The organism is Treponema medium, assembly GCF_017161265.1.
Taxonomy (GTDB): Bacteria; Spirochaetota; Spirochaetia; order Treponematales; family Treponemataceae; genus Treponema; species Treponema medium.
The window spans coordinates 1,965,101-1,978,854 of record NZ_CP031393.1; the positions used below are offsets into that span (position 1 = coordinate 1,965,101).

Here is a 13,754-nt window from a genome sequence, read left to right on the forward strand (position 1 = left end):
GAAAAATATGGCTAAAAGAAGTTTTTCCGAAGGCTTAAAGAAACTGTTCGGCATTCATTCTCAATTAGATGATTCTTTTTTTGAAAGCGTCACCGATACATTGGTAGAAGGCGATATCGGCGCTCAATTTGCGTTCGAGATTGAAGATTTGCTTCGTGCGGAATGTAAAAAACGGAAGGTTGAAGAGCAAGAACAGGTATTGCAGATTTTATACGATATTTTGCTTCCCTTTTTGCCGGTTGCTTCTTTTACGCCGGAGAAAGATAAAACCTCCGTGTATTTGCTGCTGGGTGTAAACGGAGTAGGCAAGACGACAACTGCTGCCAAGCTTGCTCAGTATTTTAAACCTCGCTTTGAATCGCCGATCATACTTGCCGCTGCGGATACCTTTAGGGCAGCTGCGATAGAGCAGCTTGAGTATCACGGGAAACAGCTTGATGTACGGGTTATTGCGCATCAATATGGCGGAGATCCGGGGGCGGTTATCTTTGATGCAGCACAGGCGGTGCGGGCGCAGGGGGGCGGTCTTGTTATCGCCGATACCGCCGGGCGGCTCCATAATAAGGAAGACCTTGTGCGGGAACTACAAAAAATCAATAGAATTGCCGAATCGAAAACCGATGAGGGATGTTATAAAAAAATACTCGTGCTCGACGTAACGGCAGGGCAAAGCGGCTTTAGACAGGCTGAGGTTTTCCACGAGGCGGTCGGTGTCGATGCAGTCATCCTGACAAAATACGATTCGACGGCAAAGGGCGGTATCGCACTCAGTGTGGGACGGCAGCTGAATCTGCCGGTCATTTTTACCGGCACCGGAGAAAAATACGGGGACTTTGCCCCTTTCAATGCCGATACCTATCTACGGGAATTTATCGGTATGCCGGTATGAAACGCTTTGTTTTTTTGTTCTTCATTTTAGCGGTTGCGTTTTGCCAATCGCCGTTCGGTGCTGCTGACGGGATCGAATTAACGGATATTCCGGTCGATACAACGTCGGAGATTCCGGTAGACATCACTCCGGAGATTCCGGCAGATACAGCGCCGATAGATACTACCCAAGCAGAGAAGGTTTCTGCGGAAACTGCAAAGGATAGCGGAACCGCTTCGTCAGCCGGAGAAGGTGGGAAAGAAGCCGGAAGCGGTAAAAATAATTTACCGTCTGCTGGGAATGTTGATACAAGTGTCCAAGCGAAAGAAGTACCTGCGGACGATTCGAAGAGCGATTCAACGAATAGCGGAACTGCTTCACCGACAGCCGATGCGAAGGGAAAAGAGACTGAAAGCAACGAAGATACCGATTCTACTTTTGCCTCAATTCATAGCAAGGGATTAGCCGTTGCGGACGGAAATAAATGGTACTACGAAGGTTTTGACCGGCAAGGACGGTCGGCCTTTGGAGTACTCTACGAAGATGGCGCTGCGATTGAAAAAACGGTATGGACATATCAGGGCGCTGCCCGCTATCCCGAGCAGAAAAAAATACTTCGCAAGGAATCATCGGAAATTTTTCGCTATAACGAGAAAGGAAAAGAGCTGTCTATCGAGCGGTACGAAGGAAAAAACTTGATATCCAAAACGGAAAATGTCTATAACGCCGCCGATAAGCTGATTGAACAGACAATTACTACGGGGAAAAATACCGATAGGTCTGTATGGGAATTCGTCAAAGATAAGGCTCTTTCTCAAACTAAATATCGGAACGGAAAGAAAACCGCCTTTATCGAGTTGGACAGTACTCCTCATATTGTACACCTCTATGTCGATGACAAAGAAGTGTATGTAGGAGAGGAACCGTGAAGCGTACCGATCTTACGTGGATTTTATTCGTGCTGCGGAGATTTAATGCCGCTGATACCAAAGGACGCTCGGCAATTACCGGAATCCTTTCAGTACTCGGCATCGCTTTCGGAGTTATGGTCTTGATTGTTATTCTTGCTGTGATGAATGGGTTTCAGCGTAGCTTTATCGATACTATTTTGCAGGTAAGCTCGGCACACGTACAGCTGTATGGCTCCGAAGCGGCGCTTGAACAGGCGCGGGCTGCAGGTGGGTTCAAAGCTTTTTATGTATTTTCAGAAACGCAGACAATAATGCAGGGAAACTACGGCAGGCAGCAGCCCGCCATACTACGCGCCGTGCCTAAAACGATATTAAGCGATGACCGCGATTTAGCCGGTGCTATAACAATGATGGAAGGAGCCTTTGACCTCAGTGCGCCGCATTCCGTTGTGCTTGGGTATGAGCTTGCCCGTCTGCTTTCCGTTTCTGCAGGAGATAGCATTTCACTCCTTGCACTTTCGGGTACTGCGGATACCGACATCTTTCCGGAGAATGCTGAATGTATGGTCGCCGGTTTAATGAAGACCGGCTATTATGCAATCGATGCGGGTTTTGCTTTTATGTCAACGGAGACCGGCGAGCTGCTGTGCGGCACACAGCAGGAGCTATCTGCCGCAGTAAAACTGCAAAACTCGGAAGCTGACGGGATATATATAGCCCGCATTGCCGCAGCCGTACCCGAATTAAAAGCCGAATCATGGCGTACCTATAATCAAGCGTTTTTCGGGGCTTTGCGTATCGAAAAAAATACGATGTTTATGCTTGTGTTTTTGATCTTTGTAGTGGTCACGGTGAATATTTACAACGGAATGCGGCGTTCCATTTATGAACGGCGGGAGGAGATTTCGGTACTCGCTTCATTGGGTGCTAAAAAAGAACATATCCAAGCCCTCTTTATTGCTAACGGCTTTACGATCGGGCTTTTGGGCGCATCTATCGGCTTGCTCTTAGGACTGCTGCTTTCTGCAGACATCAATCGGGTATTTTTATTGGCTGAATATTTGATAAATGCCGTCATTGAAGCGGCAAATATTTTGTTGGAGCATACGTTTTTTACGGGCTTTACTATTTTCAGTCCTCAATACTTTTATATTGATTCAGTACCCGTGCGTATTTTCTTCGGCGAAGTTTTTTTAGTATTCTTATTCGGCGTCTTTTCTGCGAGTTTTGCCGCTTCAATTGCAGCTCGAAAAATTCTAACCCTTAAACCTGCGGAGGTGCTGCGCTATGAATAAACCGATTTTAGCGCTGACAAACGTTTCAAAAACCTTTCAGTCGGAGGCGGACTCAATTTGCATTTTACATAACTTAGATCTGATAATCGAACAACCGGCAAAAATCGCTGTAGTAGGGGAGTCCGGCTGCGGAAAAAGCACTTTTTTGAATATTGTCGGCGGTTTGGAACAGGCTGATTCGGGAGAGATTATTGCGGGTGGATATGAACTGCACCGGCTCAACGAAAGTGGTTTGACGGACTACCGCCGTTTTTACCTTGGCTTTATCTTTCAGTTTCACTATTTGTTGAAGGATTTTACGGCTATCGAAAATGTGATGCTGCCCGCACTTATTGCAGGTATGCCGAAAAAAGAGGTAAAAGAGAAGGCTGCTGCGCTTTTGCAGGATGTCAAGTTGGAAACGAGGCTTAATCACTTTCCTGCTCAACTGTCGGGAGGAGAGCGGCAGCGGGCAGCGGTCGCTCGTGCGCTTATCAATAACCCTTCGCTCATTTTAGCTGATGAGCCGACCGGCAACCTCGATCCCGCAAATGCGCACGGGGTTCAAGAATTGCTCTTTTCGATGGCGGATAAACATCATAAAACGCTTATCATCGTAACGCATGATCAAGGAATTGCCGCCGACACTGATCTGTGCTACCGGCTTGAACAAGGAAAGCTACATCTTTTATGAATTTTTTATTGGCATGGAAGCTGGCGCTGCGGTATCTGGGGCTGAATGCGGGAAAGGCAGTTTCAAATGCGCGGAAGAGTTTAATCGGCGCTGTTTGGGGAATCGGTATCAGTATTATCCCTTTGGTGATTGTGCTTGTGGTTTCCGATGGGATGATCAAGGGAATTACCTCCCGCATGATTGAACTCGGAAGCGGGCACCTGCAGATACTCGATCTACGTCCTACCCCCCGCAGTGCACAGACAGCTGATGAGCGGAAACAGAGCGCCCAAGAGGTTTTTGATTCAATCCGTATGAATGCACTGCCGGTGCTCACCGGTTCGCGGCGGCAGCAGGAGGGTACCGGTTTACTCATCGGCAAGACCGGCCGCAGCGGTGGCACGATACGGGCAATAGAGGCGGGCTATTTTACCGAAAATCCCGCTGCACGAAACCTATTAACGGTGGTGGACGGCAGTCTTGAATTTGACGGCGCCCGTTCTATCTTGCTCGGCAAAAAGATTGCGGAGAAAACCGGTCTTAAAGTCGGAGACAGCTGTTCATTGCTCACGCTGCTGCCGCAGTATACAGGCAACCAGACAAAGCCGAAGCTCACCCGTTTTAAGGTGGCGGGTATTCTTTCTTCCGGCTATCAGGAGTTGGATGCACTGTGGATTTTTATCCCGTTGGCATCTGCCGATACAGTGTTATCGCCGCAGTCCTCGCTGAGCGCTCTTACAGTCAGCATTGCAGATCCTTTTAATGACACTTTACTTACGGAAGTAAAAGACGCTATTCAGCAATTATTGCCGGCGGGATTTTCGGTGTATACGTGGCAGGATTTAAACCGCTCTCAGTTTTATTCATTTCAGACTTCAAAGAATCTTTTGATGTTCATCATGTTTTTAATTCTTCTTGCAGCTTCGGTCAATGTTTCGTCGGCAATGGTGATGCTCATCATGGAGCGACGGAAGGAAATTGCAATTCTTAAAGCGACCGGTGCGCATCCGTTTTTTATCACTCTGTCGTTTTTACTGGCAGGTCTCTTTACAGGAGTGGCAGGCCTCTGTATCGGCTTAACCGGCGGAATCCTTGCGGCCTTGCACATCAATGAGCTGTTTGTCGCTTTTGAACACGCAATCAACGCGGGGCAGACTGCGTTCTATTATATGCTGGGAAAAACGGGCAGCCCTGAAACTATCCGCCTCTTAGCGCCCGAATACTATTTAGAGTATATCCCCATATCGTTAAATATGACCGAACTGTATATAATTGCCGCCGGAACACTTATTCTGTCGGTGATTGTTTGCTTGCTGCCCGCCGTGTATGCAGGTAAAGAAAAGCCCTTGGACAGTATGCGGAAAGTATAGGGCAGTTTATAGGCTTCAAGCAGAAGGTGCCGATTTTTAAAAGGTTGTCCGCCCTTGCATAAGGTTAAAGAGCGCTTCGAACATCTTTTTTACCGTGCTGCCGTACTGTGTTTCAAGCTGCTCCAGTACAGAATCGATCTTTTTCTTTCCCTGCATTTCCGCATCGGCAATCGAACCGCTTGAGCTCAACAATGCAATCGCTTTTTCTACCGCAGGGGAATCAATACCTTCTCGCTGCGCCTGTTCAAAATGAGCGGTAAGAGCCGCAGCATCTTCCGGATGTTTTTCGATATGCAGTATTACGGGTAAGCTCTTTTTCCCTTCCACAATATCGTCGCCCCGTTTTTTCCCGGCATTTCCCGTGCTGATATTTTTTACATCGTCGAGTATCTGGAAACCGACACCAGCCCCTGCAAAAAGCGCTGCAAAAACTTTGCTTTCTTCATGTTTTTTTCCTGCAGCGCGCATACCGGTATAGGCGGCAAGCGCGGCGAGCGCCCCAGTCTTCAAACGAATCATCCGTTCATAGTCCTGTTGTGAGGGAAAAAAGCCGACAGTCCGATGCCAGTGGATATCGAGCGCCTGTCCTTCATGCAGGGCGCGAATCTGCGTAAGCGCCGTAGCATATAAATCGAGCTTTATGCTTGCAGGAGCCTGATAGTCTTCGAGCGATTGCAATGCCCGAAAGTAAAGCCAGCTGCCCGAATTAAGTGCCGAATCGAGCCCGTAGGCCACATGAGCGGCAGGCTGTCCGCGGCGCAGTTCGGAATTGTCTTCTATATCGTCATGAATAAGACTTGCCGTATGGATTCCCTCGATTAGCGGCGTAAGTGTGTAGATATCCTCGCTATTGCCCCCTGCAAGCTGATAGGCAAGAACCGCAAGCAACGGTCTCCAGCGTTTTCCGCCGCCGGACACCAACGAGGCGCACGGAGCGGATAAAAGTGCAATAGGATTCTGTTCCGCAGCGGACTCCGGTGCATCGGGTAAAAATGCAATATGCAGCGCGCGTTCAATCTTTTCAAGCCGTTGCTTAAATTCATCATTCATACTACTATTATATCTTATATTTTATTGATAGAGAACTACTCTAGCGAAGTGCAAAGGCATCGAATAGTTTCTAAATATAGCCCGCAGAATAAATAGGGGTTGTTCAACCTTTCCTTTTGAAAATAGACGGCGCATCTACTGCGTCGTACGCTGAAAATAAATGCTCAACGTATCATAGATACGTCTCCGCTTTATTTTCAGCTAGCGTCTTGTGTCTACACCGTCTATTTTCAAAAGGCTAACGGAAAAACTATGCTTAAAAGTCATAACCTCCATTATTCTGCGATACTGATTTACTCTTTCGATACCTTTGCACTTTTTGGGGTAAAAAAAGGAACAGATGGGAAATCAGTATCGGGAACCGGACTATTGGTCGCGTAAGGCTTTTGCGGAAGGCTATCCGGCGCGGTCGGTTTACAAATTAGAAGAAATGCAAAAGAAATTTAATCTATTCGGGAAAAATGATAGCATACTTGACCTTGGCGCCGCGCCGGGAAGCTGGACAACTTTTTTGCTGCGGTTTCTTTCTTCGGAAGGCCGCGTATGCGCAGTGGATTTGCAACCACTTTCAGAATCGATCCGGGATTCGCGGCTTTCGTTTTTCCAAGGGGATCTAACCGCAGCGGCTATGGCTGTTGCGGTAAAAAGCTGCGGTCCCTACCGTTCCGTTATTTGTGATGCGGCGCCCGCTACTACCGGCAATAAAACCGTCGATACCGCTCGCTCCGCCGCTCTTGTCGATATGGCGCTTTACTATGCCGAAACGCAGCTTGAAGCTCACGGCAGCTTTGTTGTCAAGATCTTTCAGGGTGGCAGTGAACAACAGTACCTACAGCACATGCGAAAGTTGTTTAAAACCGCCCGAGCCTTTAAACCGGAGGCATGCCGCAGCAGCAGCTTCGAAACCTACCTGCTCGGCTTAGATTTTAAAAGCCGTGTGTAAGTTCTCGTAGGATAACCGCAGTACAAGTATTTTAAGCGATTGTCTTCCTCCTGTGCGAAATTTCATAGGTATAAGATGAGCGTCTACAATGATGCCTTTTTTTACTGAAAAGTTAAACGCATCAGATAATATAGATAAGAATCACAAAATCACGAGGCTGTGAGACCATTTGAGACGCAAAGCGGCGAAACTCTGGTTGAACAGCCTCGTGATTTTGCGGGGATATCCTAAAAGTATCTGATGCGTTTAACTTTGAAGTTCTCGATTATTTCCTTGACAATTCCTATCACTAGCCTTTACAATATATAGTATAGTTAATTTTAACATCGTATGAGGAGCTTGGTGATGGGAATTGGAACAGAGAAAATAAGAACGATTGCGATTGCTGGACACGGACAGTCCGGCAAAACAACGCTTATTGAAAATCTTGCGGCAGTAACGGGTACAATTGCACGGGCAGAACCGGTTGCAGGCGGTAAAACGATTAGCGACTACACGCCCGAAGAAATAGAGCGGAAAATTTCGATATATTCGGCATTGGTGTCGGCGAATTGGAACGATATGGTGATCAATTTCTGGGATACACCCGGATCTTCTGACTTTATGGGCGAAGTTATTGCTGCTTTCCGATCGGCGGAAACGGGCTTGATGGTACTCGATGCAAAATCGGGAGTACAGATTGAAACCATTAAATACTGGCGAGACCTTGACCGCCGGAATAAACCTCGCTTGGTTTTTGTTAATAAAATGGATGAAGACCGCGCCGACTTCGATCACGCGATGCAGGATGTAAAAACTCAGTTTAAAGCTGATGTATTTGCGGTTACCTTTCCGATTGGGAAAGGCGCCGATCTTACCGGTATTGTTGACGTATTGCACGGTGTAGCATATCAAATAGATTCAAACGGAAAAGAAAAAGAGATACCTATTCCCGATTCGGAAAAAAAACGATACGAGGAAATGCGTGAGATTCTTGCAGGAGCTGCAGCGGAAGGTGATGAAGATTTATTAGTAAAATTCATCGACGAAGGAGAACTCAATAGCGATGAGATTGCGAAGGGACTCACACTTGCGATGAAAAACAATAGAATTGTGCCGATCTTTGCCGGAGCCGCACAAATGGGACTCGGCTTAACAGCGCTTTTACGCTTTATCACGGAGATTTTACCGTCTCCGACCGGTTGTTTGGAACGTGCGGTAAAAGGTGAAGAAGAATGTACCATCAAGATTGATTCGGAGCCTGCGTTCTCCGGCTTTATCGTTAAAACCGCAAATGACCAGTTTTCAGGGCGGCTTTCGTACATCAAAGTTATTACCGGCACACTCGTATCGGATGCGGAAGTGTATAACATCAACGAACAAAAGAAAGAACGAGTTGGTAAGTTATACCGTGCTGCAGGAAAGAAGTTGACCGAAGTAAAGGAACTCGCCGCCGGAGATGTCGGCGTTGCGGTTAAACTCGCGGCGGCAAAAACCAACGATACCCTCGCCGCATCCCAAGATTGCCCGCCGTTTGTAAAACTGCGCAATCCCGATCCTATCTATTCGCTTGCGGTTGCAGCCGTTGATAAGAAAAATGATGACAAACTCGGCGAGCAACTGCTCCGTGCCTGCGAAGAAGATATGACGCTCTCTTTTGTCTACAACCCCGAAACAAAACAGAATGTATTCTCCGGCATGGGAGACTTGCATACCTCCATCGTACTTGATCGTATCAAGAAGCAGACAAAGATTGAAGTACAAACCTCTATTCCCCGCATTGCTTACCGCGAAACCATCCGGCAAAAAGCGCAAGCGGAATATACACATAAAAAGCAATCGGGTGGACACGGTCAGTTCGGGCGGGTCGTACTGGCGATTGAACCGCTGGAGCGTGGTGCAAAATACAGCTTTACTAACGCGGTATTCGGTGGTGCGATTTCCAAGGGCTACATTCCCGGTGTCGAAAAGGGTGTAAAAGAAGCGATGGAAAACGGCGTTATGGCGGGTTATCCCGTTGTCGATGTCGGTACGACGGTATTGGACGGTAAAGAACATCCCGTAGATTCTTCTGAAATGGCCTTTAAAATTGCGGCACGGAATGCATTCAAAAATGCAATGCGCAATGCGGGGCCGATTCTGTTGGAACCGATTATGAATTTAACGGTCTATGTGGAAACTGCCTACCTCGGCGATATTATGAGTGATCTATCTTCGCGCCGCGGTCGGATACTCGGTCAATCTCAGCTTGCAAATGGTATTGAAGAAATCCGCGCACAAGTACCGCACAAAGAACTGCTTCGTTACGCTATCGATCTGCGGTCGATGACCAGCGGTACCGGTTCTTTTGAGATGTCATTTGATCACTACGACCCGATATCCGGTAAAATTGCCGATGAGGTAGTTGCCGCTGCCAAGGCATTTATCGAAGAACAAGAGGAATAATGTTTTTAGCTGTGATACTTAAAATGAAGTCATTGATATATAAAACTTAATTTTAAGTTCGTTGGGGATATCCTGAAATAAAGAAACTTTTGGGACATCCCCGTTTCCACCATATAAAAAAGTTCGCACATATACACAGAAAGGAGAGTATTATGGCAGAAACAACAGCAATACAGGAGTATCAAAATCCCCCTAAACGAATTCTTATTTTTGATTTATGCACAAACCTCGGATGGATAGCAGCTAATTTCGTTACATCACCCTTTGTCGGGAGTACCGGTAGTTTAAGCGAAGTTGTCAGAACAAAAGCTTTTATCATCGGCATCTTGTTGGCAGCTATCAATCCTATTATACGCTACAGAGTTATGATTCCTGTGATTGTAGACTGGAAACAGAATCCGGAAAAGTCTAAAAAGTATATCATATTATATGAAAGACTTGTTATGGTTGTTCCGCTTATAATAGCCTTTACCATTCCTTTTTTTATTTCTATAGAAATGGGGTTAATGGGAAAACCCGGTATCTTCTTATCGGCGATCTTTAGTACTATCGGAAATATCTTTTTAATCGGAAGTTTATTTGCTTCAACGACAATTAGAAGTTTTGAAAAATGGGCGTCGTTCGTTCCGATCGAAGAAGGTACACTCTCTCTTTCTATGTTAAAGCGAGTGGCGTTTATGTCCGTTACCTGTATTTTCGCAGTGGTTCTTTTAGTGCTTGCACCGATTGTACGGTACCAACAACATGATATCCATACCAAGCTGATTACAGCAGTCTTACCGCTTTTTATATACGGTTTAGTTTTTTCAGTATTTAATTTATTGATCATCATACGTTCATTTGAAAGAAGAATAGCGTTGATACAGCAAATTGTCAGGAAATTGGCAAACGGAGATTATCGGCAAGAAATGCTTAGTGCATGGACGCGGGATGATATAGCTCTTTTATTGTTGGACTTTAATAAATTACTCACATTTAATAAAAACTTCTTAAAAGAGTTGAATGAAAGCGTTACCATCTCAACTCATACGGCAGAGGCACTGTCTTCTAACATGAAGATAACCTCTGCATCTGCTGAGAAGATTGGCGAGAGTGTATCTTTTGTGCGAAATCATATCCAAGAACAGTCTAGCGGCGTTTTAGAGATGCAGGAAAGTCTTCGTCAAGCAATAGAAAATATTGAAGATCTTGATAACAGTATTGAAACACAATCAACTTCTATCAGTCAGGCAGTTCTTGTTATTGAACGGATGGTTGCCGATATTCAGTCGGTTACCCGTACGATAGAAAACACCTTTGATTCGATTAAACATTTAAATACTGCTGCCGATGCCGGCAATACGGCAGTATCAAATGCTCATACGATTGTAAAAAACATCAGTGAACAATCCGAAGGATTACTGGAAGCAAGTAATGTCATTCAACATATTGCAAGTCAAACTAATTTGCTTGCAATGAATGCTGCTATTGAGGCTGCTCATGCAGGAGACGTCGGCAAGGGATTTGCCGTTGTTGCTGACGAAATCAGAAAACTTGCAGAGGAATCGAGTACACAGGGAAAGACTATTACTGCGGTGTTAAAAACACTGAAAGAAAAAATTGAAGCATTGAATTCGGTTGCGGAAGAAACTGCTGTTCAGTTTGCAGAAATTATGCGACAGCTTTCAACGGTTAATAGCGGCAGTAATACTATTATGGAATCGGTGACAAAGCAAAATGACGGTAATACACAAGTACTCGAAGCCGTTAAAGAAGTTAATGCCATAACGGCACAGGTTAAACAAAGCTCTGTAGAAATACGTTCAGGTAATACGGAAGTCGGTAAAGAAATGGCAAGGTTGGTCGAAATTTCTCAAAATATCGACAATACAATGAACACCGTCAATGAGGGAACAAAACAAATAAAAACGATTATCGGAGAAGTTATCGACAGCAGTGCAAAAAATCGAAACGCTGTATTAAATATTATGAAATATCTTGAACAGTTATCGCTATAGGATGGAACGGATATGGCGAAAAAGTAATCAATTTTTAAAACATACCCGTTTTCCTTAGATCCTTTTTGCGGTGTTTTTGTAAAGCATAATTCGGGGGATATAAATTTGTGAGACATTTACCCAAAGGCTTAATGATCGTTCTTTCGTGTATTATCATAGTAGTGCTTTGTATTGCTGCATACAATATTAAAGAAACTATCCGAATCAATCATATTGTACAAGCACATCGAGCTGATTACAAAACTAATACGGCAGCAATACATACAACAGGAAATCCCGTTATTGCAGTACAGCAAATTATGATCGGTACACTGTGCAATAATTATGATAATGCACTAGGGACATTGCAGGCAATAAAGCACGCAGGATATGACGCCATTGAACTCAATGACTTTATGATTCAAAAGACATCGCTGTTAGTAAGGTTAATGACAAAATTTTCGGGAATGCCGATTGGAAAATCCGGTAATCATGATTGGAAAAAATTAATAACCGAAAGCGAATTAAAAGTAATCAGTCTGCATAGTAATTTGACAAGTATTGAAACTGATTCGAAGGCGATAGCTGATAAGGCAAAAAATTTCGGCACGGATACTGTAGTTATTACCGGAATGTATCGCTTCGATTACAGCACTTTAGAAGAAGTGAAAGCGCTAACCAATCGGTTGAATCAGGCAGGAAAAGCGCTTGCCGAACAGGGAATACGCTTATTATATCATAATCATAATGTCGAATTGCAAAAGGTAACAGCCGACAAGACAGCGTACGACATAATAATTGAAGAAACCGATCCTAAATATGTTAATTTTGAACTCGATAGTTATTGGATAACAGATGGAGGCGCTTCCGCTGTGCGTATAATGGAGAAACTGGGGCGGCGAATGAAATTATGGCATATCAATGATCGTGGTTGCAGACAGCGCGGCCCCTATATGACGCCGATACTTACAGAAGATGCCGTCGAATTGGGATGCGGGAATATGGATTTGGATACGCTTTTAGAAATCGCGTTAAATAATGGAACGGAAGGAATTATAGTGGAAACACATAAAAACTGGATTGATAACGATCCGATCAAAAGTTTTCAAGTAAGCGCCGAATATCTGCAAAAACGGTTTAGAAGTTCCCTGCTTCATTAGTATAAAAGCAGTAAAACTAACGGAAGAGACTGTTTGCCGATACATTTATCGCAAAAAAGATAAACAGTACGATTTACGAAAATATTACGGTTACGAAAATGCCGAATAGGATAAGGCAGATTCCAAATAGCAAAGAAAATACCGCCTGCAAAACCTATTATGCGGGCAACAGGACGGCCTAAATAACGGCTTATCTGCCCCATTCCTCATTTACTTTGATAGTGTGCGTCCGGCGCATACAGCAAATTCCAATCTCTGACGGCGCCTACAATGAGGCAAACGCCGAAAACAAAAACCACAACCGCTATTATTTTTCCAAAAATAGTAGGATTATTTTTTATCCATTGCTCAATACGCTCGTCCATAGTTTACCACCTCCTCTTGTCCCATTTTTCTAAAGATTATTGAATAATTTCTAAACCATGTAAATATGCAAATTTGATTAAACTTGCACCGTAAAAGTCCTCAAAATGTAAATCGATATTTTCTTTTGGAATTTCTTTTAATGAGCTATAAAACGAAATATATTTTTTCTTTAACTTATCTTCTTTGATGACTTTATTAAAATATCTTTCAGCCGGCTCTTTGCCGCCAAAATAGTAGATATAGTAGAGTAAAGCATACCCTTTTAATGAGCCGTTTAAAATTCTTTCGATATTTTTATTTGTATCTTCAAAGTCTGCAAATAAGGGCATAATGTATTTATGTAATAATCCCGTAATTTGCGTTACGGTATCTTTATAGCTTGCTCCGGCCAACTGCCACCAAGCGCCTGCTTTTCTTCCGGCTAAAGAACTAAGTTCTCCGCCGTAAATAATTCCTTCACTGGTTATGCCTGCTTTTTTCATAGCCTTTGAATAAATGTTGATATGCGGGATAAACTCAACATTAGATTCACAGTTGTATCTATTGGCTTGAAAATATATTTCAAAAATAATGTCTTTTTTATTTGCAATTTTTCGTAAAGCCTTTCCTTTACCTAACACTTTAAAGTCGGGAAAATTGCGTGCTATTTCTTGCCATGCTTTTTCGCAAAGTTCTCTTGGTTTCATAACTTCCTCCTAAAAACTCATTTCCAAAATTCTAATATTTCAAAATCTTCACA

12 protein-coding genes are annotated in these 13,754 nt (G+C 44.2%); 9 read left to right on the plus strand and 3 right to left on the minus strand.

Annotated elements, in window-relative coordinates; translation table 11 throughout:
* The first annotated feature begins 7 nt into the window (after positions 1-7).
* Genes ftsY through DWB79_RS08630 form a run of 5 tightly spaced genes read left to right on the plus strand, consistent with a single transcriptional unit; the run spans position 8 to position 5,096 of the window.
* The gene (gene ftsY, locus DWB79_RS08610; protein WP_016523649.1) at positions 8-889 is read left to right on the plus strand and encodes a signal recognition particle-docking protein FtsY; all 882 of its coding nucleotides are present in this window, start codon (positions 8-10) and stop codon (positions 887-889) included.
* Positions 886-1,797, plus strand: coding sequence for a hypothetical protein (locus tag DWB79_RS12100; RefSeq protein WP_016523650.1), 912 nt, complete (start codon positions 886-888; stop codon positions 1,795-1,797). The genes ftsY and DWB79_RS12100 overlap by 4 nt, the downstream gene beginning before the upstream one ends.
* The gene (locus tag DWB79_RS08620; RefSeq protein ID WP_016523651.1) at positions 1,794-3,074 is read left to right on the plus strand and encodes an ABC transporter permease; all 1,281 of its coding nucleotides are present in this window, start codon (positions 1,794-1,796) and stop codon (positions 3,072-3,074) included. The genes DWB79_RS12100 and DWB79_RS08620 overlap by 4 nt, the downstream gene beginning before the upstream one ends.
* Entirely contained in the window at positions 3,067-3,747 is a 681-nt protein-coding gene (locus DWB79_RS08625) for an ABC transporter ATP-binding protein (RefSeq protein ID WP_016523652.1), read from the plus strand. Before DWB79_RS08620 ends, DWB79_RS08625 begins: the two co-directional genes overlap by 8 nt.
* A complete protein-coding gene (locus DWB79_RS08630; protein ID WP_016523653.1) occupies positions 3,744-5,096 on the plus strand; it encodes an ABC transporter permease in 1,353 nt (450 codons plus the stop codon). The genes DWB79_RS08625 and DWB79_RS08630 overlap by 4 nt, the downstream gene beginning before the upstream one ends.
* Before the next feature lie 36 nt (positions 5,097-5,132).
* Here the strand turns inward: DWB79_RS08630 and DWB79_RS08635 are convergent, their stop codons facing one another.
* Positions 5,133-6,146, minus strand: coding sequence for a polyprenyl synthetase family protein (locus DWB79_RS08635; RefSeq protein ID WP_016523654.1), 1,014 nt, complete (start codon positions 6,144-6,146; stop codon positions 5,133-5,135).
* A gap of 340 nt (positions 6,147-6,486) precedes the next feature.
* Between DWB79_RS08635 and DWB79_RS08640 the strand changes: the two genes are divergently transcribed.
* The 4 genes from DWB79_RS08640 to DWB79_RS08655 all read left to right on the plus strand — a co-directional run bounded on the left by DWB79_RS08640 (position 6,487) and on the right by DWB79_RS08655 (position 12,649).
* On the plus strand, positions 6,487-7,089 hold the full coding sequence (locus DWB79_RS08640; RefSeq protein ID WP_016523655.1) for an SAM-dependent methyltransferase: 603 nt from the start codon (positions 6,487-6,489) through the stop codon (positions 7,087-7,089).
* 345 nt (positions 7,090-7,434) lie between these two features.
* Positions 7,435-9,513, plus strand: a complete 2,079-nt coding sequence (gene fusA, locus DWB79_RS08645) for an elongation factor G (protein WP_016523656.1) — start codon at positions 7,435-7,437, stop codon at positions 9,511-9,513.
* Positions 9,514-9,665: 152 nt separating this feature from the next.
* Positions 9,666-11,510 carry a methyl-accepting chemotaxis protein gene (locus DWB79_RS08650; protein ID WP_016523657.1) on the plus strand — a complete coding sequence of 615 codons (1,845 nt, stop codon included), beginning with the start codon at positions 9,666-9,668 and terminating at the stop codon, positions 11,508-11,510.
* Positions 11,511-11,617: 107 nt separating this feature from the next.
* Complete coding sequence (locus tag DWB79_RS08655; protein ID WP_016523658.1) at positions 11,618-12,649, plus strand: sugar phosphate isomerase/epimerase family protein; 1,032 nt, start codon at positions 11,618-11,620, stop codon at positions 12,647-12,649.
* 206 nt (positions 12,650-12,855) lie between these two features.
* Here DWB79_RS08655 and DWB79_RS08660 read toward each other — a convergent pair whose 3' ends face one another.
* Together DWB79_RS08660 and DWB79_RS08665 are read right to left on the minus strand one after the other, a co-directional pair.
* Positions 12,856-13,014, minus strand: coding sequence for a hypothetical protein (locus DWB79_RS08660; RefSeq protein WP_016523659.1), 159 nt, complete (start codon positions 13,012-13,014; stop codon positions 12,856-12,858).
* 36 nt (positions 13,015-13,050) lie between these two features.
* The gene (locus DWB79_RS08665) at positions 13,051-13,701 is read right to left on the minus strand and encodes a DUF4304 domain-containing protein (protein WP_016523660.1); all 651 of its coding nucleotides are present in this window, start codon (positions 13,699-13,701) and stop codon (positions 13,051-13,053) included.
* Positions 13,702-13,754 lie beyond the last annotated feature (53 nt).

What these genes read in the sequence shown, in the direction of transcription:
- DWB79_RS08630 (WP_016523653.1), top strand. Translation starts at nt 3,744, where the DNA reads ATGAATTTTTTATTGGCATGGAAGCTGGCGCTGCGGTATCTGGGGCTG.
- DWB79_RS08665 (WP_016523660.1), bottom strand. Translation starts at nt 13,701, where the DNA reads ATGAAACCAAGAGAACTTTGCGAAAAAGCATGGCAAGAAATAGCACGC.
- DWB79_RS08640 (WP_016523655.1), top strand. Translation starts at nt 6,487, where the DNA reads ATGGGAAATCAGTATCGGGAACCGGACTATTGGTCGCGTAAGGCTTTT.
- ftsY (WP_016523649.1), top strand. Translation starts at nt 8, where the DNA reads ATGGCTAAAAGAAGTTTTTCCGAAGGCTTAAAGAAACTGTTCGGCATT.
- fusA (WP_016523656.1), top strand. Translation starts at nt 7,435, where the DNA reads ATGGGAATTGGAACAGAGAAAATAAGAACGATTGCGATTGCTGGACAC.
- DWB79_RS08625 (WP_016523652.1), top strand. Translation starts at nt 3,067, where the DNA reads ATGAATAAACCGATTTTAGCGCTGACAAACGTTTCAAAAACCTTTCAG.
- DWB79_RS08660 (WP_016523659.1), bottom strand. Translation starts at nt 13,014, where the DNA reads ATGGACGAGCGTATTGAGCAATGGATAAAAAATAATCCTACTATTTTT.
- DWB79_RS08650 (WP_016523657.1), top strand. Translation starts at nt 9,666, where the DNA reads ATGGCAGAAACAACAGCAATACAGGAGTATCAAAATCCCCCTAAACGA.
- DWB79_RS12100 (WP_016523650.1), top strand. Translation starts at nt 886, where the DNA reads ATGAAACGCTTTGTTTTTTTGTTCTTCATTTTAGCGGTTGCGTTTTGC.
- DWB79_RS08635 (WP_016523654.1), bottom strand. Translation starts at nt 6,146, where the DNA reads ATGAATGATGAATTTAAGCAACGGCTTGAAAAGATTGAACGCGCGCTG.